Source organism: Desulforhabdus amnigena, assembly GCF_027925305.1.
GTDB classification, from domain to species: Bacteria; Desulfobacterota; Syntrophobacteria; order Syntrophobacterales; family Syntrophobacteraceae; genus Desulforhabdus; species Desulforhabdus amnigena.
This window is the reverse complement of record NZ_BSDR01000001.1, coordinates 2,795,533-2,822,275: the sequence shown is the minus strand read 5'-3', so window position 1 is coordinate 2,822,275 and position 26,743 is coordinate 2,795,533. Positions and strand designations below refer to the sequence as shown.

Annotated in this window: 20 protein-coding genes, 1 tRNA gene and 1 pseudogene; 9 read left to right on the top strand and 13 right to left on the bottom strand. The window is 52.5% G+C overall.

Features of this window, described 5'->3' with window-relative positions; genetic code table 11:
- Positions 1-67: 67 nt before the first annotated feature.
- Positions 68-502: an ArdC-like ssDNA-binding domain-containing protein gene (locus QMG16_RS12000; protein WP_281794490.1), complete on the top strand. Its 435-nt coding sequence runs from the start codon at positions 68-70 to the stop codon at positions 500-502.
- 155 nt (positions 503-657) lie between these two features.
- Positions 658-2,244 carry a GAF domain-containing protein gene (locus QMG16_RS11995; RefSeq protein ID WP_281794489.1) on the top strand — a complete coding sequence of 529 codons (1,587 nt, stop codon included), beginning with the start codon at positions 658-660 and terminating at the stop codon, positions 2,242-2,244.
- 14 nt (positions 2,245-2,258) lie between these two features.
- Here the strand turns inward: QMG16_RS11995 and QMG16_RS11990 are convergent, their stop codons facing one another.
- Positions 2,259-3,020, bottom strand: a complete 762-nt coding sequence (locus QMG16_RS11990) for an IS5 family transposase (RefSeq protein ID WP_281794488.1) — start codon at positions 3,018-3,020, stop codon at positions 2,259-2,261.
- A 23-nt stretch (positions 3,021-3,043) separates the two neighbouring features.
- On the opposite strand from QMG16_RS11990, the pseudogene QMG16_RS11985 reads away from it, so the two are divergent.
- The 3 genes and pseudogenes from QMG16_RS11985 to glgX all read left to right on the top strand — a co-directional run.
- Positions 3,044-3,295: pseudogene (locus QMG16_RS11985) on the top strand (PAS domain S-box protein); the annotation flags it as partial.
- Between the two features lie 6 nt (positions 3,296-3,301).
- Positions 3,302-4,837: a hybrid sensor histidine kinase/response regulator gene (locus tag QMG16_RS11980; RefSeq protein ID WP_281797081.1), complete on the top strand. Its 1,536-nt coding sequence runs from the start codon at positions 3,302-3,304 to the stop codon at positions 4,835-4,837.
- Positions 4,838-4,902: 65 nt separating this feature from the next.
- Positions 4,903-7,050, top strand: coding sequence for a glycogen debranching protein GlgX (gene glgX, locus QMG16_RS11975; protein WP_281794486.1), 2,148 nt, complete (start codon positions 4,903-4,905; stop codon positions 7,048-7,050).
- Here the strand turns inward: glgX and treY are convergent.
- From treY to QMG16_RS11960, 3 genes are all read right to left on the bottom strand, one after another.
- Positions 6,984-9,857, bottom strand: a complete 2,874-nt coding sequence (gene treY, locus QMG16_RS11970) for a malto-oligosyltrehalose synthase (RefSeq protein WP_281794484.1) — start codon at positions 9,855-9,857, stop codon at positions 6,984-6,986. The genes glgX and treY overlap by 67 nt on opposite strands.
- Positions 9,858-10,134: 277 nt before the next feature.
- A complete protein-coding gene (gene treZ, locus QMG16_RS11965) occupies positions 10,135-11,985 on the bottom strand; it encodes a malto-oligosyltrehalose trehalohydrolase (protein WP_281794482.1) in 1,851 nt (616 codons plus the stop codon).
- Positions 11,986-12,213: 228 nt separating this feature from the next.
- Positions 12,214-13,125, bottom strand: coding sequence for a hypothetical protein (locus QMG16_RS11960; protein WP_281794480.1), 912 nt, complete (start codon positions 13,123-13,125; stop codon positions 12,214-12,216).
- Between the two features lie 899 nt (positions 13,126-14,024).
- On the opposite strand from QMG16_RS11960, the gene QMG16_RS11955 reads away from it, so the two are divergent.
- A complete protein-coding gene (locus QMG16_RS11955) occupies positions 14,025-14,285 on the top strand; it encodes a hypothetical protein (RefSeq protein WP_281794478.1) in 261 nt (86 codons plus the stop codon).
- A gap of 157 nt (positions 14,286-14,442) precedes the next feature.
- Positions 14,443-15,753 (top strand): lytic transglycosylase domain-containing protein, encoded by a 1,311-nt coding sequence (locus QMG16_RS11950; protein ID WP_281794476.1) that lies wholly within the window; start codon positions 14,443-14,445, stop codon positions 15,751-15,753.
- A 14-nt stretch (positions 15,754-15,767) separates the two neighbouring features.
- Here QMG16_RS11950 and QMG16_RS11945 read toward each other — a convergent pair whose 3' ends face one another.
- The 6 genes from QMG16_RS11945 to lpxC form a co-directional block, all read right to left on the bottom strand.
- The gene (locus QMG16_RS11945) at positions 15,768-16,709 is read right to left on the bottom strand and encodes a hypothetical protein (protein WP_281794474.1); all 942 of its coding nucleotides are present in this window, start codon (positions 16,707-16,709) and stop codon (positions 15,768-15,770) included.
- A gap of 214 nt (positions 16,710-16,923) precedes the next feature.
- Positions 16,924-17,001 (bottom strand) — tRNA-Pro (locus QMG16_RS11940).
- A gap of 139 nt (positions 17,002-17,140) precedes the next feature.
- Positions 17,141-18,523 (bottom strand): sigma-54-dependent transcriptional regulator, encoded by a 1,383-nt coding sequence (locus tag QMG16_RS11935; protein WP_281794472.1) that lies wholly within the window; start codon positions 18,521-18,523, stop codon positions 17,141-17,143.
- A gap of 129 nt (positions 18,524-18,652) precedes the next feature.
- Positions 18,653-20,806, bottom strand: coding sequence for a sensor histidine kinase (locus tag QMG16_RS11930; protein WP_281794470.1), 2,154 nt, complete (start codon positions 20,804-20,806; stop codon positions 18,653-18,655).
- 66 nt (positions 20,807-20,872) lie between these two features.
- On the bottom strand, positions 20,873-21,373 hold the full coding sequence (locus tag QMG16_RS11925; RefSeq protein ID WP_281794469.1) for a DUF4390 domain-containing protein: 501 nt from the start codon (positions 21,371-21,373) through the stop codon (positions 20,873-20,875).
- Positions 21,374-21,830: 457 nt separating this feature from the next.
- The gene (gene lpxC, locus QMG16_RS11920) at positions 21,831-22,778 is read right to left on the bottom strand and encodes a UDP-3-O-acyl-N-acetylglucosamine deacetylase (RefSeq protein WP_281794467.1); all 948 of its coding nucleotides are present in this window, start codon (positions 22,776-22,778) and stop codon (positions 21,831-21,833) included.
- 377 nt (positions 22,779-23,155) lie between these two features.
- On the opposite strand from lpxC, the gene thrC reads away from it, so the two are divergent.
- Both thrC and QMG16_RS11910 read left to right on the top strand, forming a co-directional pair.
- Complete coding sequence (gene thrC, locus QMG16_RS11915) at positions 23,156-24,658, top strand: threonine synthase (RefSeq protein WP_281794465.1); 1,503 nt, start codon at positions 23,156-23,158, stop codon at positions 24,656-24,658.
- Positions 24,659-24,724: 66 nt separating this feature from the next.
- Positions 24,725-25,282, top strand: a complete 558-nt coding sequence (locus QMG16_RS11910) for a gamma carbonic anhydrase family protein (protein ID WP_281794463.1) — start codon at positions 24,725-24,727, stop codon at positions 25,280-25,282.
- Between the two features lie 2 nt (positions 25,283-25,284).
- Here the strand turns inward: QMG16_RS11910 and QMG16_RS11905 are convergent, their stop codons facing one another.
- The 3 genes from QMG16_RS11905 to QMG16_RS11895 all read right to left on the bottom strand — a co-directional run bounded on the left by QMG16_RS11905 (position 25,285) and on the right by QMG16_RS11895 (position 26,686).
- Positions 25,285-25,530 carry a hypothetical protein gene (locus tag QMG16_RS11905; RefSeq protein ID WP_281794462.1) on the bottom strand — a complete coding sequence of 82 codons (246 nt, stop codon included), beginning with the start codon at positions 25,528-25,530 and terminating at the stop codon, positions 25,285-25,287.
- A gap of 168 nt (positions 25,531-25,698) precedes the next feature.
- Positions 25,699-25,968 (bottom strand): hypothetical protein, encoded by a 270-nt coding sequence (locus QMG16_RS11900; RefSeq protein WP_281794460.1) that lies wholly within the window; start codon positions 25,966-25,968, stop codon positions 25,699-25,701.
- Between the two features lie 484 nt (positions 25,969-26,452).
- Positions 26,453-26,686 carry a hypothetical protein gene (locus QMG16_RS11895; RefSeq protein ID WP_281794458.1) on the bottom strand — a complete coding sequence of 78 codons (234 nt, stop codon included), beginning with the start codon at positions 26,684-26,686 and terminating at the stop codon, positions 26,453-26,455.
- Positions 26,687-26,743 lie beyond the last annotated feature (57 nt).

The window sequence follows — 26,743 nt, the reverse complement described above, 5'->3', positions numbered from 1 at the left end:
CTTCAAGGCGGGATCGGCCAAAATGAAAAACGGAAAGATCACCTTACCATAAAGGAGGAACGGGCACATGGTCGAACGGGACACGGGAATCGGTGGAGCGGATGAAGCACCCAGGCCGAGCCAATTCGAGATAAAGCAGCGTATCGATGGCGCGTGGAGGTCGCTCATGGAGGTGTTGAAGGAAAGCCCGGAAAGAGCGATCAGTGAATTCATCGAGTATTCGAAATCTGCAAACATACGCCGCTTTAGCCTTCTCAATCAGTTTTTTCTCTACGCTCAAAGCTGGGGGAAAGCTCGCTTCGTTCTCACCAAGCGGGCGTGGGAGCGGCTTGGAAGGACGGTCAAGGCGGGGGAGAAGCCTTACCGGGTGTTTGTGCTCCTGCCCATTTCCGCGGGGTACAGCAGGAGACGAGGTCCTGGTCGGCGCTGTTACACAGGGGCGGAACATGGCCGTTGCTCAGGCTATGTCTGCATGGAGCACGCAGAATACGACATCTCATAAACGGAGGGCGGAACGAAAAATTTTCCCTCTGGAGCATTGCCGCTTTGACGGCGTTTTCGATCCGTTTTATAAATTGCAAGGGCATAATGCACTCTGGATGTTGCCCTCCCGATGCAAAAAGAGAATAACCAGATCTCCAGAAGGCAAAACACCTTATGATCTATATCGATTTGATACTCAATCTGACTTTGCTGGTGACACTCAGCACTGTCTCCGGCTTTCTCGAAAAGCGCTGGGCCGGCCATACCCGCCTGGGCGTGGTGTTGCAGGGCGTCCTTTTCGGAGGCGCCGCCGTGATCGGAATGCTGCGGCCTCTGAGTCTCGGCCCCGGCCTGATCTTTGACGGTCGTTCCATCATGGTCAGCCTTTGCGCATTGTTTTTCGGACCCTGGGCTGCAGCCATGGCCGTCGTGATGACGGCAGCCTGTCGCCTGTGGCTGGGAGGCGCGGGTGCGGTTACCGGATTGCTGGTGATCCTTTCATCGGCGGGGATCGGCCTCTTGGCCCACTTCCGGCTCAAACCGACGGTCTATCCTCCATCCGCACAGAGACTCTACCTGTTTGGCCTTGTGGTTCACCTGACCATGCTCGCCTTCATGTTCACGCTGCCCGGAAACGTTGCAGCGCATGTGATCATGCGTATTGGTCCGCCCGTGATGCTGTTGTATCCCCTGGCGACGATTCTTGCCGGCAAGATTCTGTCTGATCAGGTATCGGCTGTGCACGCCATGGCGGACCTGCAGCAAACAAAGCAGAATCTGACCATTACTCTGCAATCCATCGGCGACGGAGTCATCTCCACGAATCTGAAAGGGGAGATCGTGTTCATGAATCCTGTGGCCGAAGCGCTCACCGGCTGGTCCCAGACCGAGGCCCGCGGTAAGCCGTTTGCCGAGATCTTTCGTATCGTTAACGAAGAGACGCGGAAAAAGGCGGAAGATCCGTTGGGAAAAGTGTTGAGGAGCGGCAAGGTGGTGGGTCTGGCCAACCATACCCTGCTCATCGCTAAAGACGGGATCGAACGGCCTATCGCCGATTCGGCAGCGCCCATCAGCGATGCCCAGGGAGAAATCACCGGCGTGGTGTTGGTATTTCGCGACCAAAGCGAGCAACGCCTGGTGCAACGGCTCATGAAGGTACGGCTCACCTTGCAGGAGTATGCGACAACCCATACTCTGGATGCATTTCTGACCAAAGCCCTGGATGAAACCAGCGCCATAGTCGATAGCCCCATCGGGTTCTACCATTTCGTGGAGGCAGACCAGAACACCCTTTCCCTGCAACATTGGTCCACCCGCACGCTCAAGGAGTACTGCCGGGCCAAAGGCGGAGGGATGTATTCCAGCATCGACCGGGCCGGCATTTGGGGGGAGTGCGTTCGCCGGCAAAAACCGGTCGTGCATAACGGCTACGCATCGCTTCCGCACAAAAAAGGGCTGCCCGAAGGCCACGTCGAAGTGGTTCGCGAACTGGTCGTCCCCGTCATGCGCGAAGGCAAGGTAGTCGCTATTCTGGGAGTCGGCAACAAATCTGCGGACTATACCGAAAAGGACGTGGAGATTGTCTCTTACCTGGCCGACATGAGCTGGCATATCGTCGAGCGAAAACTTGCCGAGGAGGCACTGCGGGAGAGTGAGGCGCTGTTTAGAAACCTCTTCGAACACCATGCCGCCGTCAAATTGATCATCGATCCCGATACGGGAAACATCATCGATGCCAACCAATCGGCCGAAGAGTACTAGGTTCTGTTGACATTTCACCTCAACCAGATGAGAGCTGCGACAAAGCCAAGAAAGCCCAAGAAGCTTCTGTCGAGCTTGTCGAATCTGGAGAAGATGCGTCTAAAATGTTTGATCTTGCCCATAAAGCACTCGATCAGATGTCGTTCGCGGTAGCGGCATTGGTCGTACTTACGGGGCTCTTTGCGATTGGACCGGGGTGGAATCACAGCAGTAGCTCCAGAATGGGTGATCGCCTGGACGAAGGCATCCGAATCATAGCCCTTGTCTCCCAATGCATGAGCGAAGGTGAAGCCCTCGATAAGAGCCGGTCCCTGTTCGATGTCACTCTTCTGACCGGGAGTGAGAATGAACCTCAGGGGATTTCCCAACCCATCTACCGCTACGTGGATCTTGGTGGAAAAACCTCCCCGGCTGCGCCCGAGAGCCTGTGTCTCTTGTCCACCGGATCTTTTGAGGGCTCCCGCAGCACAGGGATGGGCACGAACAATGGTGCTGTCAAACATGAAGTTCTCCATATCGGGATCATCTATGAAGTGCTCGTGCATTCTGGAGAAGATACCCTTGTTACACCAGCGGGCGAATCGTTTATAGACACTGTTCCAGTTACCGAATTTCTCCGGGAGCAGTCTCCACTGAGCACCACTTCGTGTAATCCAAAGGAGTGCTTCAATGAAAAGACGGCAAACACCTTCTTCTCCTACGTAAACATCCACACAGGAACGAAGGAATTGGAGGATCTTCAACCATGTTTCATCTTGTAGTAGTGCTGTTGACATCTGTTAATTAGAACCCAAATGTCAACAGAACCTACGGATGGCCGAGAGAACGGCTCAGGCAAATGAAGATTCAGGACATCAACGTGCTTTCGCCCATAGAGGTAAAGCAAGAGATGGAAAAAGCCAGGGATCAGAAGCGGGTTTACTTCGAGTTTTCTCACCGCAGATCCGATGGCTCCATTCGGGATGTCGAGGTTTATTCCAGCAAAATCAAAGTCAAAGGAAAGGAGCTGTTGCACTCCATTGTCCACGACGTCACCGAACGGAAACGGGTTGAAAGGATGCTGCAGGAGAGGGAGGCCAAATACCGGGATCTTTTTGAAAATGCACCCATCGGGATTTTCTCTACCACCTCGCGGGGGCAGGCTTTGTCGGTCAATACCGCTATGGCCCGGATACTGGGGTATCGTTCACCCCAGGAGGCTATAGAACGCTATCCCGATCTGCGGTCACAGCTTTATGTCAATCCCGGCTGGCGAGATCGTTTCCTGCAATTGCTGCAGGAAAAAGACTATGTGGAAAACTTTGAATACGAGGCGCGTAGAGCCGACGGCAAGACCGTTTGGCTGAGCATGAATGCCCGAATCGCCAAACGAAACGGGGACGGCTCTTTCATTATCAACGGCTTCGCAACGGACATCACCGTGCAACGCAGGTTGGAAGATCAATTCCACCACGCCCAGAAAATGGAATCGGTAGGACGGCTGGCCGGCGGGGTAGCTCATGACTACAACAACATGCTCAGCGTGATTCTAGGTTATGCGGAGCTGGCTCTGGCCCTGCTGAAACCATCCGAGCCGCTATACAACTATATCCAGGAAATCCTCAAGGCGGCCGAGCGTTCTACGAAGGTTACCCGGCAGTTGCTGGCCTTTGCCCGTAAGCAGACCATTTCGCCCAAGGTGATCGATTTGAACGAGACCGTTGAGGGGATGCTCAAAATGCTGCGGCGTCTCATTGGCGAGGATATCGACCTGGCCTGGCTGCCAAAAACGGATCTTTGGCCGGTCAAGATGGACCCGTCGCAGATTGATCAGCTTCTGGTCAATCTGTGTGTAAACGCTCGGGATGCCATCGCGGACGTGGGCAAGATCACTATCGAGACGCAAATGGTGACCCTTGACAAGGCTTACTACGACGACCACATGGAATTTGCCCCGGGGGATTTCGTCGTGCTGGCTGTCAGTGATAACGGTTGCGGTATGAACAAGGAGATACAGGACAAGCTTTTCGAGCCTTTTTTCACCACCAAGGCAGAGAGGCAGGGCACGGGACTTGGGCTGGCCACGGTCCACGGCATCGTCAAGCAGAACAAGGGGTTTGTCAACGTATACAGCGAACCGGGCAAAGGCACGACATTCAAAATCTACCTGCCGCGCCACGTAGACAATGTTGTTGATCCTCAGGAGGAGAGTTTGGCCGAAATCGCGATGGGGCATGGCGAGACCATCCTGATCGTAGAGGACGAGGTGGCGATTCTCAATCTGAGCAGGGCCATGCTCGAAAGGCTGGGCTATACATTGCTGACGGCAAGTACGGTGAACGAAGCCATGCGATTGGCCGAGGAACATTCCGGCGAGATTCACCTGCTCATCACGGACGTCATTATGCCCGAAATGAATGGTCGCGATTTGGCTGATCAGATGCACACCCTCTATCCAGATATCAAGATCCTTTTCATGTCCGGTTACACAGCCAATGTGATTGCCCACCACGGTGTTCTGGACGAGGAGGTGCGTTTCATTCAAAAGCCGTTTTCCATAGAGGAGCTTGCCGCCAAGGTGCGCGAGGCGTTGGAACCTCTTCCGCCGCATTAAAATTCCGTCTCTTGCCCTGGATATTCCCGCATGGAACAGTATGACCGGACATAGGGAGGATCAATATGAAAATCTGGCCTGGACAACCTTACCCCCTGGGAGCCACTTGGGATGGGTCGGGTGTGAATTTTGCCCTTTTTTCCGAAAATGCCACAAAAGTGGAACTTTGCATTTTCGAAGGCGGGCAAGGCCTCACCGAAACGCGAATCCTCATGACCGAGCAGACCGACCAGGTATGGCATGTTTACCTTCCCGAGGCGCGCCCCGGCTTGTTGTACGGCTATCGGGTGCATGGCCCTTATGTCCCTGAGCAGGGACAACGCTTCAATCCTTTCAAACTGCTCCTGGACCCCTATGCCAAGGCCATCAGCGGGATCATCGAGTGGAACGATTCCCATTTCAGCTATGAAATAGGACATCCCGATGAAGACCTTTCCATGGATCAGAGGGACAATGCCCCCTATATGCCCAAGTGCGTGGTGGTGGACCAGGCGTTCAGTTGGGGAAACGACGTTCCTCCACGTACCCCGTGGGACCGGACCATTATTTACGAAATGCACGTCAAAGGCTTCACCCGTCTTCATCCCAAGGTCGACGAGGCCCTGAGGGGCTCATACGAAGCCCTTGCCGGCGCGGAAGTGATGGACTACCTCCTCTCGCTTGGCATCACAGCCGTGGAACTCCTGCCCGTGCACCAGTTCATTCACGACCGGCACCTGGTGGAGCGGGGTCTCACCAACTACTGGGGTTACAACACCATCAATTTTTTCTCGCCCCACGCGGGTTACACATTCCACGGCGACCGTGGTCAACAGGTGGCCGAATTCAAAACCATGGTGAAGACATTTCACCGGGAGGGGATCGAAGTGATCCTGGATGTGGTCTACAACCACACGGGGGAGGGAAACCACCTGGGCCCCTCCCTGAGTTTTCGAGGCATAGACAATGCCGCCTACTACCGGCTGGCTCAGGATAACCCCCGTTATTACGTCGATTATACGGGGACGGGCAATTCCCTCAATATGCGCCACCCCCGCACGCTTCAGCTCATCATGGACAGCCTGCGCTACTGGGTCACCGAGATGCATGTGGATGGTTTCCGCTTCGACCTGGCATCCACCCTGGCAAGGGAACTCCACGCGGTGGACCGCCTCGGCGCTTTTTTCGACATCATCCATCAAGACCCTGTCATCTCTCAGGTGAAACTCATCGCCGAACCCTGGGACCTCGGCGAAGGGGGGTACCAGGTGGGCAATTTCCCCGTTCTCTGGACGGAATGGAATGGAGAGTACCGGGACACGGTTCGCCGTTACTGGAAGGGAGACGAGAGACAGCTGGGCCCGCTCGCTTACCGGCTGACCGGGAGCAGTGACCTGTACGAACGGACAGGCCGAAGACCCTATGCCAGCATCAATTTCATCACCTGCCACGACGGGTTCACTCTGCGCGACCTGGTGAGCTACAATGAAAAGCACAACGAAGCCAACGGAGAGGAAAACCGTGACGGCAGCGACAACAATCTGAGTTGGAACTGTGGAGTGGAAGGACCGACCGACGACCTTACCATAATCAAGCTGAGAGCCCGGCAGCAGAGGAATTTCCTTTCCACTTTGCTCTTTTCCCAGGGGGTCCCCATGATCTTTGCGGGAGATGAACGGGGGCACACCAAGCAGGGAAACAACAATACCTACTGCCAGGACAATGAGCTCACATGGCTCAGGTGGGACCTCGCCCCTTCGGAAAAGGCCCTGCTTGAATTTACGAAAAGGATCATTCGAATCCGGCGGGAACACCCGGTTTTTCGCAGAAGGAACTTTTTCCGGGGAAGAGCCATGGTCAATTCCAGTCTCAGGGACGTTACCTGGATTCGCCCGGACGGCAGGGAAATGAAGGAACAGGATTGGTACAACGTTTATGCCCGTTGTCTCGGCGTTCTTCTCACAGGGGATGCCATCGATGAACCGGACGAGCGCGGCAATCCCATCGTTGACGAGACCCTGCTTTTGCTTCTCAATGCTCACTACGAGCCCATGGCCTTCGTCCTTCCCCCGGTAGCCGAACGCACGGGACAGTGGGAATTGGTGCTCGATACGCGGACCACAACCGGAAGAAGGAGAAGGTATCCCCTCCTTGAACCGGGAGAATCCTATGAAATGGAATCCCGGTGTACTGCCCTGTTCCGTTTTTGTGAAGCGGTGTTTGATGAAGAGTGAAGTGTTTTTTTCGTTCTTTGCCTTCCTGCATTTACAAAAAACCCTGCCGGAAAGCTTTCGAGGAGGAGGCCAACCGGCAGGGAAGCCCTTCCCTCGACCATTTCACCTGTCAGAACATTTTCCCAAGGGAAGGGAAAGTCTCCCGGCAAAATGACGGTCGTGTCGTCCCAAAGCTCCTCCCCCGTTGGATATCGCCCTTCCTCCACCAGGTGCGAAGAGAACCGCGGCACCACGGTCAGCGCCCGGCAATTGCCCTTCTGGCGGGCATACGCGATCACATGTTCCCTGTACTTCCCCCTTGACTCGAGAGCAATATAATCTCCGCGTTCATAGAGCCTCCGGTTTCTCTTCCGCTCCCTCAGGGCCTTATAGACAAGGAAAAGTTTCACCTTTCCATCCGACGGATGGGAAAGAAGTTCTGCGACATAACCGGGCCGGCCTTCATTTTGTTTGATTTCCGCCAGGTATCCCCTGCGGCGGGCATAATCCACGGGCCGTCGATTGTCCGGGTCCACCAGGCTCAGTTCCCAGAGTTCTGTTCCCTGGTAGAAATCCGGTACTCCCGGAGCAGTGATCTTGACGAGGGTCTGGGAAAGGGAGTTGATGATGCCGAAGTGGGCTATTTTTTTCTGAAACGGCAGGAAATCCTGGAGAAACGGGTTATCCCCGGAGGGGGTCATGAGCCTGTCGATGAAGGCAAGGCAGGCATTTTCATAGTCTACATCCGTCTTGATCCACCCTGTGTGTTCTTTGGCCTCCCGTACCGCTTTTACGATGTAGTCCTTGAGTCTTGTCACAAAGCCGGGGAGTTCCGCTTCATCGAACGGAAAAGCGCCCACGAGGGTCTGATACAGAAAATACTCGTCATTGCGCGTGGGAGCCCTCTTGCCTTTGAGCCTCTTCTTATGACCACGATTCAACCTCCTCCACGCATTTACGCGTGCCGCCCATTCCCCGGGGATTTCGGAGAGCACGTTGATCCGGGCGCGAACGTCTTCCCCTCGCTTCGTGTCATGAGTGGATGTCGCGCTCAGGGCATGAGGCCAGCGTTTCATGCGATGGACATTGAAATCGTGGAATTCCTCCAGGGGGATCCCGAAAACTTGCGGTTCGCCTCCGACTTCGTTCAGGGAAATGAGCCGGTTGTACACATAGAGGGCGGTGTCTTCGAATCCCTTGGCCATAAGGGGACCCGAAAACTGCTGAAAACGCATGACGAAATGAAGCCAGGCGTTTTTTTCCTCCTTTTCCATATAGTCTTCGTATTGCAGCATCAGGAACTTGTAGACATAGTTCAGTTCGTGGAAAAGATCGGGATGTTGTTTTTTGGCCTTGTCAAAGGCTTCCTGAATGGAACGGCGGTCCGGTTCAGAAAAGGAATCGGCGCCGATGTAGGTTCGGTAGACCGGGAAATTGCGCAGCATTTCATAGAGTGCGCGCTTCAACCCGTACAGCGTGATATCGCAACCGGCGCGGTCCCTGCTTGAGATTCGCTTCATGAGATGCGCCAGGTTGTCCACGTCCCCCAGCATGAACCGTTCGATGATGGTTCCCTTTTTCTCGAGCAGAAGCTTTTCAAAGTGGATTTTATCCCTTATGAAAGCGGCATATATTTTATCGAAGGCTTTCTCGTGTTCTCTTTGACAGAAAAGCCCGTTCACCAGGTTCATGAATTCATAGCCGGTCGTTCCGGCTACGGGCCACTCGGGGGGGAGTTCTTCCTTCGATGCCAGGATCTTCTCCACGACGACATAGATTCCGCCCGATCCGGCTTTGAGCCTCCGGAGATATCTCAACGGGTCGTAGAGGCCGTCGATGTGGTCGATTCGAAGTCCGGTAAAAGCCTTCTCCCCGATCAGTTTGAAGATGAGAGAATGCAAATCTTCGAAGACCTTCCGCTCTTCCATTCTGATGGCGATCAATTCATTGACACAGAAAAAACGCCTGTAATTGATTTCCTCGGAGGCAACTTTCCAATAAGAGAGCCGGAAGAATTGGTCGCGGAGAAGGGATTCCAGTTCCCTGAAACCGCCCTCGCCCCCCTCATCGTTTATTTCTTGAACGTTTCCGTCTATGAACTCCCTGATACGGGGTTCCTCCCGGTACAGATCCCAAAGGGTGCGTTTGGCGAACCGGATTTGATTGTACCGTTCATCGGACCGGGCATGAGACGGAATCACCTTGAGCACATAGAGGATTCCGGAGAACCGGATGTAGTCCGGGTGCTCCTTCCCCATCGTCTGCTCCAGGAGATCGAGGTTCCGGCCGAGTATTTTTAGGTACGACCCGATATTGAGGCGAAACCTCAGGTCATAATAGGTAACTTCAAATCCTTCATTCCCAAAGGTTAGCTTGAGTTCTCCGGCCTCAAGGCATTCTCCGAAAGGTTTTCCGAGAAACGGCGCCAGAAGCCTTCCCTTCATGCTCTCGTAGGTGTGGTTCCAGTCGATATCGAAGCAGGAGAAGAACCTGGAGTTCTTTCCATTTTCGAAAATATCCATGAGCATTTCATTTGCGCTGTCAAAAGCCATGTGGTTCGGGACAATATCCTGGAGCCATCCCATTCCGCGATCTTTTACGGCGGTCAGGAGCAGATCCAGCTCCACTTCGTTTCCCAGTTCGGGATTGAGTTTTGTGGGATCGACGACATCGTAGCCGTGCATGCTGCCTTTGCGCGCCTTGAAAATAGGGGATGCGTAAAGATCGGAAATACCCAGTTCTTCAAGATAATTCAAGATATTCCCGGCATCCTGAAATCCGAATGCCGGATTGAACTGAATCCTGTATGTGGAAATGGGAATCCGCATGTCTTTGTCTTCCTCCCGTTTTCCCAGGAAACACTCCGCTGGAGGTATATGGTGGGTGTGGTGAAAACCAGCTTAAAATCAACCCTCACATCTGAACCACGGAGACACGGAGAGCACGGAGATTTCATTTGAAGGTTTTTCGCTGTGTCCTCCGTATCTCTGTGGTTAATGTGACAATGTCGCAGTAAGAATCCCACCTGCCCAGGATGAAAGAAAGGTTTCTTCATTTGCGAAAATCTGTGCAATCTGCGGATAATAACAGGATGAAAAGGTCCGATCAGGATTCCTCGGGGATTTTCCGGTACACCGCCAACCCATGGGGTCTCATGACAAGAACTTCGGGAGATCGGATTTTTTCAGGGAGCGATGTGCCGGGGCCTCTCCACTTTTCGTGGGAAGAATCCAGGATTTTCTGCCATTCCCCTTCAAAAGAAATTTCGGCAGCTTGAAGGGAAACCTCTTTTGAGTTGAAGCTGAAAAGGCAAACCACCTCGCTTCCCTCGCACCACCGCCGCACGTAAAGGATTTTCCCGTTTTCAAGGCCATGTACATCCAGTCGCCTTCGCGAAAGGGCTTTGAGAGCCGGAATTTCCCGCCTCAGGCGAATGAGTGTTTTGTAAAACTCGAGCAGGACCTTGTGATGCCCTTCCGCTCGCTTTTCCCAGTTGAGCCTGGACCTTAGAAAAGTCTCTTCCCCCGCGGGATCGGGTGGTTCCCCCTTACACAGGAAATCCTTGAATTCCTCTTTGCGACCCTTTCGAACGGCGGCCATGAGGTCTGCATCGCCATGATCGACAAAGTAGAGAAACGGAGCTTCCTCTCCGTACTCCTGCCCCATGAAGAGCAGGGGTACGGCAGGAGCGAGGATCAAGGCTCCTGCGATCACTTTCTCCGCTTCGAAAGAAATCAGGGTCGAAAGCCTTTCACCCAGCATCCGGTTGCCCACCTGGTCGTGATTTTGCGAGGCCACGATGAACTGCTCCGCAGGCCGGTCCACCGCGGAATTTCCGTGCCGCCTTTTCCTGAACCTTGAGTACTGACCGCTGTAGACGAATCCCTCCCTCATGGAATGAACCAGCTGTTCGACTTTTCCGAAGTCGGCATAATAACCGCGACGCTCGCCAGTGAGGAGCGTGTGCAAGCTGTGGTGAAAATCATCAGACCACTGTGCGTCCAGCCCGTATCCCCATTCTGGTCGAGGTCTTATCAGTTTGGCGTCGTTGAGGTCGCTTTCCGCAATGAGGTAGCGCTTCCTTCCGTTCCGGACCGAGAAGGCTTCCACTCTTTCCGCCAGTTCCTGCAGGAAGGGCAGGGCGCTCATGTCCGTGATGGCATGCACCGCATCGAGCCGCAATGCATCGATATGAAAGTATTGGAACCAGTAGATCGCGTTCTGGATAAAGTAGTTTCGGACCTCATCGCTGTGAGCGTCGTCGAAGTTTATGGCTTCGCCCCAGGGCGTCCTGTACTTGGGTGTGAAGTAGGGGCCGAAATCACGAAGGTAATTTCCTTCCGGGCCGAGATGGTTGTAGACGACGTCGAGGGTCACCCCAATGCGGTGCCGATGGCAGGCATTCACGAACCGCTTGAATCCTCCCGGCCCTCCGTAGGAGTTTTGAACGGCGAAAGGCTGGACGCCGTCGTACCCCCAGTTGCGTTCGCCCGGGAACTGGCCGACCGGCATGATTTCCAGGTGGTTTACTCCCAAGTCCTCGAGCTCCTTCAGGCGGGAAATGGCGGCGTCAAATGTCCCCTCGGGCGTAAAAGTTCCTACATGCAATTCGTAAAAGATGGCGTCGGAGAGAGGAATCCCTTTCCAGCTTTCGTCTTCCCACCCGAACTGCTGCTCTATGACCTGGGAGGGGCCGTGGACTCCCAGGGGTTGAAAGCGCGACGCCGGATCCGGACGTTCCCTTTCTCCATTCAGCCTGAAGCAATAAAGACTTCCGGGTTCGGTACCCTTCAGTTGAAGATCGAAATATCCCGAATCCCGCTCTTGCATGGGAATCAGACGTTCATGCGGAGACAGGATATGGAGATCCACTCTTTCGGCAAAAGGCGCCCAAAGACGGAAGCGGCAACGCCCCGCCCCCTCGTGGATCGCTCCAATGTCGACTTCGACATTCACGATTTTAACTCCCCCTTGGCGGAAAATATCAATGTCGCATGGACGCAAATTGTTGCGGTGCGCATCGGATGAAAAAACGCCGCAATCTGCGCCCCAGCAGGGCTTTCAAGAGCCCAAAGCCGAGCATATCCTGAAATCTGGGAGGAAATGTGAATTTTTCCATCGAGATCTTCCTCTGGCTGGAGTTGCTGGTGAATCGCTATTTGTCCTCAATGTCACACGAGGGGATCACAAGAGCGGCGCCAGAGCCTGACGGATGCGTTGTGCCTGAGCATCCGATACCAGGGCCCCTATGGCCGCCTGGTATCGGGGGTGTTCTACCCCGGAGAAAATGTACTGCCAGCGGTAAGCCTTCAGAACGCCCGATCTGAGGATCTCTATTTCCTCCGGGCGAAGTGAGACTCCGCCCGCTTTGAGAAAGTAATCCACATCGGACCCGCTTTGAAGCTGGAGAATGCCGTCGACATCGGCGACGATTCCGATCAATTCATCGACCGCCCGGTCCCTTTCGGCATCTGTGAGTTTCCTGTCTTCCCGGGGCCATTCCAGTTCATCCATGATGGCGTGAGTGGTCTCCTCCTTCCAGTGAAACAGGAATATGTCTTTATAAAGCTCTGAAAGGTTTTCGTCCGGTTCGATGGTTTGCTTGTAATGCTCCTGGGTAAAGAGTTCAATTTCGAGGATCAACCCGAGCACTGCCCAGGTCGAATTTTTCAAAACCGCGGCAGCCACTTGATTCGGGTCCGGAAGAAAACGGTACCCGGCCGGCATCCTGGAGGACATCATGGGTTCGATGCGCCGAAACAGTTCCTGGTGTTTCAGTTCTTCATCGCAGAAGCGCACCAGGGCCTCGAGGGCAACCTGGTCGTCCAGCCAATGATCTCGGGTGATCTCCAGGATTTTGGCGGTGATGAATCGCTCTACAAAACCAAACATGTTGGCATAGGTCCGACCCTGAATTTGGCTGAGAAACCTCTTTTGTTCCTCGTTCAAAAAATCGAATCGATCGACTTTGGAAATGCCGTCGGGCAGGAATTTTTTTGAAAAATCAAACGGTCTTCCCCGGATCACGTCCTTGTCGATATCCCACCGGACCCGTTTTGAAATTTCGATACATTTTGCGTAATCATATTTTTGCATTTTGATTTCCTCCTCATGAAGTGATGTTCCCGAAGAAGAAAGCCTGCTCTGAGATACATCGGGGTTCCGGTTGAGAAGGACATCGAAAACGGGGTGGATTCCGAGTAGATACTGAAGCGATTTGAGCCTGGACAGCGAGTGGCAGGCCGGCACGGGAGCGATCATGCTATGGCATAGCTTCCGGTCGGGTGCGTTCATTTTGATTTGTCGGTCATTCAAGTGTCATCTATTTAATCATTCTGAAACAGGTTTGCCAGGGGAATTGAATCGTTTAAAGGGATGAGAACTTCCGCGCCATGGGAGCCGTTGTCTTGAATGCCCCATCTGCTTCGAGCCTGATGCCGCATTCCTCCGTGGATTCCTTGGTATTCGGTTGAATTTTCGGCCTGGCGAAGGTATCTATCATCATCGGGATGAGTTGTTTCCATGGACGGGAAGAAGCAATTCTGCGAACAAGGTTTTACAGAAATTTTGCTAATGCGTTGACAGCAGATGGGGAAGGATATGATGGATTTTATTTTGCTCTTTTTGGGGGCGACATTCATTTATGCTGGTGTGCTCATGGTGGTGCAAGATTTATACGCCGGTTTTGTGAGTGGAGGGATTGGCATTTGCATGAGCGCCCGTCCCCTCTTTCATATCTGGATTTGGGGAAAAGAATTGCTTGGAATCGGAAGAAGGGGAGGGCGGGTTCGTGGAAACACGAAGCTCCGAATTGTCAGACCTCCTCAGGAGGACGATGAACGCAGGCCCCCGACGGTCCATTGAATGGACGATACGGGAGTTGACGGATTCCAATATTCGGTTATTCATCACTGAGACACGGAGGGAACGGAGAAGGTTTTGGAATTCTTATTGAATTTCTATGCGATCTCTGGTCTCTACTAATGGAGAGGACGATGGGACAGGGTTTATCGACGGAAAAGATGAGATTGCTCTTGGAATTGAAAGATTCTTTGACTCATTTGATGTGCGGTGGGATTCAGGATGATTCGAGCAGGAACGCCATGGAAGCCATGGTGAAAAAATACATCGAAGAAGAAGCCGTAAATTTCACCGAGCGCGAACTGGTGGTCAATTTCAGTACGGTGGAAGAGTCCTTCAAGCTCTTTTTCGGGTATCTGCTGGCCAAGGGCATGGTCGAGGTGGCTGAAAAATAGGTCTCTCACATGAATGGCAGGTTTTTTGCTCAACAGTTCAGCCTGAGATCGTGATCGGTAAAATCTTCCTTTAGGAAATTTCCCCTTCGAGGATGATGAAGGGGGATGTTTTCCGACTCCCAGGCGAAGAAAAAAAGCGCAAAAAATAGGTGGATTGATGAAACCTGAAAAAATATCCAACGCGGTTCCCTTGAACGATGCAGCTGCGAGGGATCTGGAGCGTACGGGAAAAAGAAGCGAAGACTTCGGAGTCCTTCTGGAAAGGAAGTTGGAGGAGAGGACCGGGCCGGGGCCTTTTCTCGAGAGCTTGCCTCATGGCGGGTCCTCATCGATCTTCTTTCCAAGCGAGCGTGCTTACTGGGTGGGTTCGAACCGGGTTCTTGCGGCCTATCAAGAGAATTCCCTTCCATGCCCGTCCAATCGAATACACGGCGTTTCGGTATCCCGGGAAGAGCTTTCGGATAGCCCTTTCGGAGCGAATGCTTCCACTCTTGCGGGAGAGAAAACTGTCAACGAACCCACCGCAGAGGTTTCCTCCACATCCGAACCGGATGCCGGCTTTTCCCGGGTAATCAGTGGGATGAAAGGTTTTTTCAGCCGGCTTTTTTCCCCAAGGAAGAGCGCTGCGTCGCCTGAAACGGCATCCATTGCTTTTTCGGAAGCGGAACCCGGGGGCCGGGAGGCCGCTCCGAAACCTGCGTTTGAATCCCTGGAGCATTTGTTTCAAAGCATCGGAACGCTGTTTGGGTTCCGTTCACGGTGCCGCCACGATTCTGAAAAACAGGAAAACCCGTTTGAAAATGCCTTTGCGGATAATTCGAGAACCGGGAAAGCCCCGGCTGGGAAAGGTGGTGCAAAGCGTGTCGCCACCCGGCAGAATTTGCCCATTCCAGACAATAGGGGTGCGGATTTATCCTTTGGTTTGAAACACGATTCCAAGAAGCATCTTTTGAGACCATCCGGGCGGAATGTCTCCAGCCCCACCGTATCAAGCAACGCAGGCAAAGGGGTCTTATCCATGGGGGGAGAAGGGGATAAAGGCCCTTCCGTTTCCGAACCCAAAAAGGGAATAGCGGAAAGCATGAGGCTCGAAATTCCGCCGAAGATCCTGGAAGTCATTCATGACACAGCCCATAAGTATGATTTGCCTGCCAACCTCGTTGCAGCCCTCATTAAAGTGGAATCCAATTTCAACCCCCGTGCCGTCTCGAAGGATGGCGCTCGAGGCTTGATGCAGTTGATGCCTGATACCGCAAAAAAGATGGAAGTGAAGAACCGTTTCGATATACGGCAGAATGTCGATGGGGGATGCCGTTATTTGAAAGATCTGCTGGAACGTTTCGATGGAAAGCTGGAGCTCGCTGTGGCTGCGTACAATGCGGGCCCCAGGGCGGTTGAGAAGCATAAAGGAATTCCTCCTTACAGGCAGACGCAGCGCTACGTAAGGAAGGTCATGGCCTATTGCTGAAAAGACCCCGTTTTCTAAAAAGCAGAGGACTGTCTCTCGATTATCTTTTGCTTCACATCGATCAGTTTCAGTTGACCGTTTACACGTTGAAGCTTCCAAATATTCTCCGTCTTTCCCATGGATGATTTCTTGTCGTTTTGGACGGAAAAAGCGGTGGTGAATTTCGCGACCCTGATGTCGGGCTGATCCAGAACGATCATTACCACGTCTCCATCGAGAGAGGTGCTTATCTTGTCCCAGTTTTTGAAGTAATACCCCAGGTCCCGCCTGATGTAATCCCTGTCGACAACACCCCGGTCATAGTAATCCACCTTGTCGGCGTAGAAGGGCATTACCGCAGACAGGTCTTTCTTTTCATTCAATTCCAAGAGGCGGCGTACGAATGCGGTGACTTCGTCCCGGCTGATTGTCTGGGACTGTTCCGGCATTCGGGGTTCCTTTTTTTCTTGGAAAACGGTTTGTTTTGAAGATGCCTGCGGTGCAGCGGGTTCAGCGACTTTCGGGGCTGTTTGCTCCCCGGACGGGTTCTTTACCGGTTTTTCCGGAGCACCACCGGCGAATTCTGGCGATACACGCCGTGGTTCTTTGGGACTGGACGCAATAGGTTTTTCATCTGCGGGGACAATTCCAACGAGCAAAGGGTGTTTGTCCTGGCTGAGGTCTCCCTTGGAAGAGTATGTGATGACCGCCTTTTTGTTGAGCAACCGGTCGGCTGTCTTCATGAGGGATTCTTTTTTCCGTTTTTCCATGTGTGTATCAAAATAAAAAATGAGATTGGGCGCATAGACCGAATACTGGTCGACATGGATCAAGGTGGTCTCAATTTCGTGCACATTTGCGGCCGGTGCGGATTCATCTGCAAAGGAATTCCCCATCCATGAGAAAACCCCTGCCAGAACAAGCAATGCGGCAAGGAATAGTATCTTGTGGCTCTTGCTCAATGACTTACGTTTCATTTTTTCCCTCGTTCATGACCTTCAATCGGTTCTGTTTCACGAAAACTATTCGAGACCGTGATTGAAAAGCCGGTCTCATAGATGGTTCCCCTTTACATGCAGGGGAGTGATCCATTTCAGGACGAATAATAAATAATAACGCAATATAGAATAAAAAAGGGCCTCTCTAATAGAGAGACCCTTTTTTATTTCTGGGGTGTTTTGTTCGTTTTCATGGTCGGGACGAGAGGATTTGAACCTCCGCCCTCTTGCACCCCAAGCAAGCGCGCTAACCAGTCTGCGCCACGTCCCGACAACGTGGATGCATAACTAGCACCTATCTGGAAAACTGTCAAGATGCATTCTTTTCGGCAATCTTTATTTTGAAAAATGCATATCCTTTCATTTCTCCCTGTTGAGGGATTCGACGGCGGAAAAGGCAGCGCCCGGGTTCAGCGCATGGGGCGAGCCGCATTGTTTTCACGGATGCCCAGGGCCTTCATTTTGCGGTACAAATGGCTGCGCTCTATCCCTATCTGGACGGCCGTCGAAGAAATATTCCAGGCGTGCTCTTCCAGCTTTCGAAGAAGGTATTCCTTTTCAAAGGAACATCGGGCTTCTTTGAGGGTGGAATACTGGAAATGGTCGTGCTGACGAAGCGGTTTTGAAAGCTGCGCCAGAAAGTCCTGCGGCATATCCTTCGGCCGGATCACCTGCCCCGGCGTCATAATGATCAGACGTTCTATGAAGTTTCTCAATTCCCTCACATTTCCCGGCCAGGAATATTGCTGCAGCAGTGTGATGACCTCCGAAGCGATTTGTTTGCGCCCCATGGCGCTCTCGTTGGCCATTTCATCGACAAAGTCTTCCACCAGCAATGAGATGTCTTCAAGCCTTTCACGCAGAGGTGGCGCATGGATGGGAATGACATTGAGGCGATAGTAGAGGTCCTGGCGGAAGCGCCCCGCCTCTATCTCTTTGCGCAGATCCTTGTTGGTGGCTGCGACCAGTCGGACATCCACCTTGACGGGTCTGGTTCCACCTATGCGTTCAAAGACTTGTTCCTGAATGATTCTGAGGATTTTTGCCTGGGTCCGGAGGCTCATGTCTCCGATCTCGTCCAAAAACAGAGTGCCCCCATTGGCTGTGTCAAATTTACCACGCCTCCGTTCATGGGCCCCCGTGAAGGCTCCTCTTTCGTGGCCGAAGAGTTCGCTTTCGATGAGTTCTTCAGGGATTGCCGCGCAGTTGACCTCCGTCATGGGGCGATGGTTACGCAGGCTCCGGGCATGAATCATTCGGGCCACCAGTTCCTTGCCCGTCCCGTTTTCTCCCGTGATGAGCACCGTAGCGTTGGTGGGGGCAGCCTTAAGAATTTCCGCCCGCAGCTTTTCTATGGCGGGACTCTTTCCCGTGATATGGTTGCGCCCGGTGGCCTTTTGTCGCCAAATGCGATTTTCTTCGGCCAGCCTCTCGAATTCGAGAGCGTTTTGAATGGAAACCAGCATCCGTTCCAGGGAGAGCGGTTTCTCGACAAAATCGAATGCCCCCATGCGGGTCGCCTTGACGGCCGTTTCGATATTTCCGTGCCCTGAAATGATGATGACGGGAAGCTGAGGAAAGGAATGCTTCAGCTCCTGCAGAACCGTGAGTCCGTCCATGCCTGGCATCCAGACGTCCAGCAACACAAGATCGGGAAAGTCTTTTCGGACAGTTTCCAGGGATTCCTCCCCGGAAGTTGCCACACTTACCCTGTAGCCTTCGTCTTCGAGAATCCCCCGGAGGGATTGCAGAATACTGATTTCATCATCCACTATCAGGATCTTCGATTTCATGGCATTTCTCATTTTTTCCTTTCGCAAGGCCCCCTTCCGAGGCTGACACAGGGGGGAATTCATATTGGAAAAATGCTTCTCCTGAAAGCCGCTGTCTTAAAACGGCGCATCGAGGTCCATCGAATTCTGTCACCCAGGTAATTCAATGATGATGACCGTTCCTTGAGGGGTATTGTCACGCACTCTCACAAAGCCATTGTGGTCGGACACGATGCTCGACACAATGGCCAGTCCCAGTCCGGTTCCCTTTTCCTTGGTGGAATAATACGGTTCAAACATTCGAAGTTTGTCTTCCGGGGAGAGGCCGTGCCCCGTATCGGCGCATTCGAGACGCACGATTTTCAGGGCCGGGTCAAAAAAGAGCCGCAGGGTTATGGAGCCATTCTGTCCATCCAGGGCGTGCAGAGCGTTTTCCAGAAGATTGATCATCACTTGTTTGAACTGATTGCGGTCGAGATTGACCGGAGGGATCCTGTTCTTTTCTTCCAGTAGGAAGGAAACATTCGGATGGGTATGCCTGTAGAGGGCGATACCCTCTTCAACGATTTCCGATAAATTGCAAGGGACCGGCTGAACGCGGGGAAGCCTGGCGAATTTGGAAAATTCGTCCACGAGCTGCTTCATGCGGTCAACCTGCTCAATGATCGTTGCCGTGCATTCATCGAAGACCGGAGCTTGCTCATGAATCTGTTCCAGGTAGCGTCTTCGAAGCCGTTGTGCGCACAGGCGAATAGGGGTCAGAGGGTTCTTGATTTCATGAGCGATCCGGCGGGCGACTTCTCGCCATGCGGCCATGCGCTGTGCTTTTTCCAGGTCTGTCAGGTCGTCGAGGACCACTACAACCCCCATGTACCGATCCCGTTCGTCTCGCAAAACAGACACCTTGATGAGCAGGACCATGGGCCGGCTGCCCATCATCACCTGAACTTGCTGCTGAAAATTGATCTGCCGATTCTTGCGGTATTGGTCGAGGAAAGAATGAACGATCTCCATGTGCGCCGGCTGGAGAAATTCCGAATAGAGGCGTCCTCGGGTTTGGTCCGCCTGGAGCCCGAAAGTCGATTCGGCGGATTTGTTCATGGTCATGATCCTTCCCTCTGCATCCACGCTGACCACGCCAGCGGCAATGTCTTTGAGCACGATCTCCATGTAGCGCCGGCGGTCTTCCAGTTCCAGGTTGCTTTGCTGTAGCGCCTTACAGGCATTGGCCAACTGTTCCCGGCTTTCGCGCAGGTCGCCCACCATCTTATTGAAGGAAGTCATCAACATTCCGATTTCGTCCTGCCGTTCCGGTATGAGCCGGATGTTGAATTCACCCTCGGCAATGTGTTGAGTGGCGGAGACGAGGGCCTGGATGGGCGTCGTGATGTTCTTGGCCAGCGAAAATCCAAACCAGATGGCTGCGAAAATGACCAGGAGCGTGACGATGGAAAAGGTAATGAAGTGGGTTTGCTTGAGAGGAATGTGAAGCATTTTGAGTTGGAGATAGTCTTCATAGCCCTTGGTGATGGCGCCCAATTTTTCCGTAATGCTGGGAGGCAGAGTGCGAAGCAGGATCAGACTGCCCCCGGCCTCGAGCCCGGAAAGGTCCCCCGGGGGAAGTTCAATCCGAGTGACCAACCCTTCGGCCCCGTCCTCCAGAGTGATGGTTTCCACTTCCGAAGGAGCGGTGATTCTTCTTGAAATGGAATGATTCAACAGCTCAGGATTGTTCCGCGACAATGGCCCGCTTTGGACCTGCCGGAGCATTTTCCCCTGGGAATCCGCTAGAAAAATTCCATCCAGGTGGTATCGGCCGAGAAGCGCTGCCGCTGGTTTTTCTTCTTCGATATCCGGCGAAAGGGGAGATTTGAGCCATTCCTCTCGAAGTGTCAGGCTGTCGAAGATAAGGTCTTTTTTTTCCTGTTCCAGGTAATCTTTGGCCAGGGCCACCGACTGCTCCAGGGATTGCTCCACCTGATGGCTGAACCAGTAGTCCAGGCTGGAGAAAATGAATTGTGTGGCCAGCCAGAAGAGAGGCAGTGTGGGAATGAAGGTGAGTCCCACGAAGGCGATAACGAGGCGCGTTCGCAGTTTGTGGCCGAGAATGTTGCGCTTTCGTTCGAAGATCAGTTTGACGATGTTGCGCAGCACCAGGTAGGCGAGAAGGAGCAACAGGATGACATTCAGGTTGATGAGTCCAAAGAGGAAGATATTGCCGAAGAGGGGGAGTTCGGGCTGAAGCTGAAAGAACCACCCTTCCAGGAATCCGAAAAAGATGATGAGAATAAAAACGAAAGTCACCCAAAATCGCTCTTGCTTGCGGCGTTTGATTTTGGACGATGTGGGGGATGAGGTCATGGCTTTGACTTAAGGTGAAAAAGTGATTTTTTGCCAATCGGTTTCAAAGTCCCACAGCGAGACAAAGAAAAAAATATAGCGGAAAAAGAGGGGAAGGTGAACTTTCGAGAGCTCGGCCTTCATCCGGAGCTGGTAGGTTTGACCTTCCTGCAATCGCCACAGGGGGATCAGGGGAAGATCTTCCACGGAGCTCATCCATTCTTTGGCTTCTTCAAGGTCTTTTGTGGTGCGCAAACGATCTGGATGTTCCTGGAGTTCGACGCGGTATTCATTCTCGAGCCGGTCATACTTGATCGTTCGCTCGAGAACGATGTTCAAATACTGTGATCGCAGGAAGGGAATTCCAGGCTTTTCCAGAATCAAGCGTATGCGAAAAGTGGTGGGAACGCCGTTACCGATGGCTTCTTCCATTTTGGGAGTGAAACAGTTTTCAATTTTGAAGCTCACTTCCAGATTCTTTCTCTGCATAGTGACGGCAATGTCCACGATATCGGCTTTATTCTTGGCCATGGCGGGTCCCGCTAGAAAGCCGATATAAAGGGCGCACAGACAGCATGAAAGGGATAAGGGCGTTTTTTTTGCCATGATTTAAAAAGCTTGCATTATGGGATTTGAATTCGGCGTGGGGAGAATTCTAGCCAATGGAGGAACGGATGACAAGGAGTTTCTGATCCCGCTCTTTCCAAACGGAGGGGAAGCGGCTGGTTTGATGAAAATCGGGCTGGATCCGCAGATTACGCAGACCAGATAAATCCTTCCGCGGCAGCGAACACACCCCTTCACTTCCCTCCTCGAAGGGGACTAAAGGGGGTGTTCCAAAGTCCACAAGAGATTTCCGGATAGGTTCTGAGCGCGACATTTGTCACATCAACCACAGAGATACAGAGGGCACAGAGAAAAACCTTCCCAATGAAATCTCTGTGTTCTCCGTGTCTCCGTGGTTCAGATGAAATCCGACAATGTCAAGTTAGAGAGGTTTGACCACCTGCTGCAAGGGATCCAGGAAGGTCGGAATTGCAGCGGATGGAAAAAAACAAGTGGGAATGGCTGCGGGGGTCAGGACTGTGAAATATCCGGGCTTGGTCATGAGCTGCTTCAGAAAGCGATTGTGCAGGGCATGCCCCGCCTTATGCACCTCAAAATTGCCGACCATGCGCATTCCCGTCAGAGCCAGATCGCCCACAAAATCCAGGATCTTGTGCCGAACACATTCGTTGGAATAGCGGAAGCCGTCCCGATTCAGAATCCTGTAGTCGTCGAAAACGACGGCATTGTCAAGAGAACCCCCTTGAGCCAGCCCCATGCTTTGAAGCTTTTGGACGTCCTTGAGGAAGCCGAAAGTTCTGGCCCTGGCGATGTCCTTGCGGAAGGTGTCGGTATCGAAGTCCCAGGAATACTCCTGGCGGCCCACCAGGCGATGAGGGAAATCGATGGTGTAGCGGACACGGAGATGCTCCGAAGGGACTGCCTTTATATAGGAATCCCCTTCCTGCACGTAAAACGGCCTCTCGATTTTGAGATACTGGCAGGGAACCCCCTGCTCCCTCGTTCCGGCTTCCTGGACGAGGTCAAGATAATGAGCGGCACTGCCGTCGAATATGGGAACTTCCGGTCCGTCCAGCTCAACCAGCACATTATCTACGCCACTTCCCAGCAATGCGGCCATCAGATGTTCAACAGTGGAAACCGTGACGCCGTTGAACCCGATGCGGGTAGCCAGCATGGTATCCACTACATGGTGATAGTGTGCGATGATGGTCGGGGAACCGGACATGTCCACTCTGCGAAATCTGACCCCGTAGTTTGCAGGCGCAGGTTTCAATTTCATGGAAACCTTTGCGCCGGAATGCAAACCTATCCCCTTACACCGCACCTCGCGTTCGGTAGTGCGTTGTCTGCAAAATTTATAATTCACGCCCCTTTTCCTCCTCGGTCAGGCAGGTGAAGCACTGATTGTGCCAACAGCTGTGTTTTTAGAAACTCTTTTTCTTTTTGCCGGAAGCAGCTGTTTTTCAAAGCTCTTTTACAGAAATTTCATTGGAAGGTCAAGCCGCAGATGGTATGAAATGCTCCGGTAAGTGTTGTATAAAAGAAACAAAAAATCGGGATGTGTATTTTTTTTGCAACAATCCGGACGAAAATTTTGATGACGGGGATTGCGACATTGATCTTGAGTGCCTGATATGGAATATTGGACCGATGTACTCCGTAAACAGACGATGAAAGTGAAAATGGAATGTGGGATTCAGTACCACTTGATGAAAATTGCAAGAGCAACGGGAGTTATAACCCATGAAAACAGAGCAGTTTCCATTGGAGATGCAGCCTTATCTGGTGCCGACACCCAGTGGAAAATACATCTACGAGTGTTCCGGGTGTAAAGGAGAATATGGAATCGAGAAGCTTCTCTATACGTGTCCCGAATGTAAAAGTGTTCTAATGATAAAAGACAGGGAATGGGAACGCCTCAAGGCCATCCCCGGTTCCATGTGGAGAAAGATTTTCGACTATCGAAGCATGTCGACCCTTCCCGCACTTCGAGGTATCTATCGCTACCATGAACTGATCGGTTCCATGATGCCCCTCGATTCCATCATTTGCCTCGGCGAAGGACATACTCCCGTTGTGGCCGCCAACCAACGCCTGGTGCAATGGGTGGGGATTCCTTTTCATTATAAAAACGACGGACAAAACCCCAGCGCCTCTTTTAAAGACAGGGGAATGGCAAGCGCCTTCAGTTATCTCAATTATCTGATTCGAAATCGCGGCATGTCGGATGTCCTGGCCATCTGCGCCTCGACGGGGGATACCTCCGCCGCCGCCGCTCTTTATGCCTCCTATCTTGTAGATGGAGTGAAGTCTGCGGTGCTTTTGCCTCATGGAAAGGTGACCCCCCAGCAATTGGGGCAACCTCTGGGAAGTGGAGCGAAGGTCATAGAAATTCCGGGTGTTTTTGACGACTGCATGAAGATTGTCGAATACCTCTCTGAAAATTTTTCCGTTGCTCTCATGAATTCCAAGAATGCCTGGCGCATTCTGGGGCAGGAATCCTACAGCTACGAAATCGCCCAGGCGTTCGATTACGAAGTGGGCAACCTGGTCGTGGTGGTTCCCATTGGGAATGCCGGCAACATAACGGCTGTTTTACAAGGGTTTCTGAAGCTCTTTGACCTGGGAATCATTGCTTCGCTCCCAACCATCATTGGGGTTCAATCGGAACACGCCAATCCCGTCTACCTCTATTATCTCGAGGCGCAGCCCCAAAAGCGGCAATTCCGTCCGGTGACGGTCCGCCCCAGTGTGGCCCAGGCCGCCATGATAGGAAATCCCGTATCCATGCCGCGGGTGGTGAAGCTCGTGGAGCAGTACCGGGAGCTGGCCGGGGAGGATGCAGTCCAGGTATTGGAAGTGAGCGAACAGGAAATCATGGATGCCATGCTCATGGCCAACCGCAATGGCCATATCTCCTGTACTCAGGGAGGGGAATGCCTGGCGGGAATTCGTAAAGCGGTTCAGGGAAAGATCATTTCGGATGATCGTATCGCCGTCCTGGATGCTACGGCGCATGCTCTCAAATTTGCAGTATTCCAGGAAAAATATTTTTCAGACCGTTTCGAGCCGGAATTTGAGGTGGTTCCCAAAAAAGAACTGCAAAATGCCCCGGTGCTGGTCTCTCCTCCCGAGAGCGTACCGAGTCCAGGGCAGGGAAAACCCCTGGATCCAGAGGAATTCAAAACTTTTGTGGAATATACGGCCAAATCCGTGGCGGATCTCCTGGGGTTGAAAATCCGCTAGCAGAAGGATCGCCTGCTGAGAGGAAGCCCGTCTTTGGCATGTCTCAGGGAAAGGATGAAAATCAGGATGACGAGTGTTCTACCTTACAAAGGAATTCTTCCGACGATAGGAGAGGGGGTGTTTATCGCTCCCGGCGCATGGGTGATCGGTGACGTGGTGATCGGTGAGCGCAGCAGCATCTGGTTCAATACGGTCGTGCGGGGGGACGTCCATTATATCCGTCTTGGCTCGGAAACCAATATTCAGGATAATTGCACCCTTCATGTCACTGGAGGGAAATTCCCCCTGGAAGTGGGGAATCGCGTCACCGTGGGGCATGGAGTGATCCTGCACGGAAGTGTCGTGGACGACGATTGTCTGATCGGTATGGGGGCCATTATTCTGGATGGCTGTAAAATAGGAAAGGGATGCATCATAGCCGCCGGTTCCGTACTTCCCCCCGGCTTCGTGGCGCCCCCCGAATCCATCATCATGGGGTCTCCGGCCCAGGTGAAAAAGAAGGTGTCCGAGGCTCAGCGGGAACTCCACAGGGGAAGCGTTTTACACTACCTGGAACTGACTCAGGATTACCTCAACCCCAAGAATCCCGATGAACATACAAGAATCAAAGGGTTTCTCGGGTAGAATCACTGCCAGTCACTTTTGGCGTTGATGTAAAGGGTGGTTTCTTCCGTGAGAGGGAGTGTCGCTTTGAGAACTCCCCTCTGGATGAGCTCTTTCGCACCCTTGGCTAGATCCTCCTCGGCGCCATTCCAGAGGGGCCTTGCGACCTTCAGGCTGAGGGACTGACCCCGGTCGGAAAGGGCGCTGAGGAGGATATAAAGAGACGTTGCTTCAACACTGGCCTTCAAATCGAAAATAGCTCGGTCCATCCTTTTGACCTTTCATGATATGGAAATTCTTATGCGCCTTCCTCGATTCTCTTGTCGTTTGATCCATCATCGGTTGCCAGCGTAACAGAGACGAATCGGAGTGTCAATCGGGCTGCATTCGGATCCGGAAAAGAAGATCTTACATCTGCTCTTCCGGATCCGGTTAAATCATTGCTTTGCTGCGGGGGTATCCGTGCTTGTCGGGGAAGTTGTCGTCTGCCACGGGCAATTCTGTGCGTTTCTGTAATGCTTCCTGGCCCTTTGGCCGCAGCGGTTTCCTTGACCCGCCTGCATCACCTGGCCCGTACGGGGACAGACCCAGGTACCCTGTTGCTGAGAGGGAGCCGGAGTATTCTGTTGTGCAGAACAAACCATGGGCAGGCTCAAAGATGCCGTCAATGCAAGTACTCCTAGCAGGTAAAACAATTTCTTCTTCATGATTTTTCTCCTTTGTCTGATGTGTCATCGATTGAATTATCGAGTAAACTTCCACGGTTTTTTGCTTTGTATTCCCGCTTGTAGGTATACTTAGGCAGAAAGCATGCCAGTGAGAAGCTTGCTGGTTGTAACTTATTATGATTAATAATAATATTTGTTTCTTTGGCTTCCGTTTTTTGTTGAATTTTGCTTTCTTGATCCCTGTAGATGGATAAAAATTACTCAGATGGTGCATTTATTTAGAGGTCCTGGATAAAATTTATCCATTCTGCACAAGAGGATCCGGGAATAATGCTGAAGGGATTGGCGGATTCCGATATCCCGTTATTCACCACAGAGACACGGAGGGCACGGAGAATATTTTGGAATTCCTATGGAATTCCTCCTGAAAAGGGGAGGGAAAAGAGTGCAGAAATTGAATCGGGATGAGGGGATGGCTTGAAGGGGTACTCAATGAAAGAGGACACTTCGGACGCGCCCTCTTTCAGGCCTGCTGGCTGTTTTCTGAGGCTTTCTTGAAATATCGACGTTTCTTGGATCGACGCGTTGGCCGGGGTTTCAGGAAATCCACTCGTATGTATTCGTGTTTATTGACGAAAGATACGAAGACCTTCTCCATGTTGAGCTCCTTTTGCACCACGGCTCTTATCACTTCAAGGTCAGAATATTTGCTGATGCCATACTCTTGATAATCTTCAGTCTTTATATAAAGAGACATCGGGCTGCCTTTCTCTGCTCAAGATGGAGGTTGAGAACTTCAAGCGCCTTTCACAAA

Bases quoted from the DNA above. Each gene is read 5' to 3' on its own strand.
- QMG16_RS12000 (WP_281794490.1), top strand. From the start codon at position 68: ATGGTCGAACGGGACACGGGAATCGGTGGAGCGGATGAAGCACCCAGG.
- QMG16_RS11995 (WP_281794489.1), top strand. From the start codon at position 658: ATGATCTATATCGATTTGATACTCAATCTGACTTTGCTGGTGACACTC.
- QMG16_RS11990 (WP_281794488.1), bottom strand. From the start codon at position 3,020: ATGTCAACAGCACTACTACAAGATGAAACATGGTTGAAGATCCTCCAA.
- QMG16_RS11980 (WP_281797081.1), top strand. From the start codon at position 3,302: ATGCTGCAGGAGAGGGAGGCCAAATACCGGGATCTTTTTGAAAATGCA.
- glgX (WP_281794486.1), top strand. From the start codon at position 4,903: ATGAAAATCTGGCCTGGACAACCTTACCCCCTGGGAGCCACTTGGGAT.
- treY (WP_281794484.1), bottom strand. From the start codon at position 9,857: ATGCGGATTCCCATTTCCACATACAGGATTCAGTTCAATCCGGCATTC.
- QMG16_RS11960 (WP_281794480.1), bottom strand. From the start codon at position 13,125: ATGCAAAAATATGATTACGCAAAATGTATCGAAATTTCAAAACGGGTC.
- QMG16_RS11955 (WP_281794478.1), top strand. From the start codon at position 14,025: ATGGGACAGGGTTTATCGACGGAAAAGATGAGATTGCTCTTGGAATTG.
- QMG16_RS11950 (WP_281794476.1), top strand. From the start codon at position 14,443: ATGAAACCTGAAAAAATATCCAACGCGGTTCCCTTGAACGATGCAGCT.
- QMG16_RS11945 (WP_281794474.1), bottom strand. From the start codon at position 16,709: ATGAAACGTAAGTCATTGAGCAAGAGCCACAAGATACTATTCCTTGCC.
- QMG16_RS11935 (WP_281794472.1), bottom strand. From the start codon at position 18,523: ATGAAATCGAAGATCCTGATAGTGGATGATGAAATCAGTATTCTGCAA.
- QMG16_RS11925 (WP_281794469.1), bottom strand. From the start codon at position 21,373: ATGGCCAAGAATAAAGCCGATATCGTGGACATTGCCGTCACTATGCAG.
- thrC (WP_281794465.1), top strand. From the start codon at position 23,156: ATGAAAACAGAGCAGTTTCCATTGGAGATGCAGCCTTATCTGGTGCCG.
- QMG16_RS11910 (WP_281794463.1), top strand. From the start codon at position 24,725: ATGACGAGTGTTCTACCTTACAAAGGAATTCTTCCGACGATAGGAGAG.
- QMG16_RS11905 (WP_281794462.1), bottom strand. From the start codon at position 25,530: ATGGACCGAGCTATTTTCGATTTGAAGGCCAGTGTTGAAGCAACGTCT.
- QMG16_RS11900 (WP_281794460.1), bottom strand. From the start codon at position 25,968: ATGAAGAAGAAATTGTTTTACCTGCTAGGAGTACTTGCATTGACGGCA.
- QMG16_RS11895 (WP_281794458.1), bottom strand. From the start codon at position 26,686: ATGTCTCTTTATATAAAGACTGAAGATTATCAAGAGTATGGCATCAGC.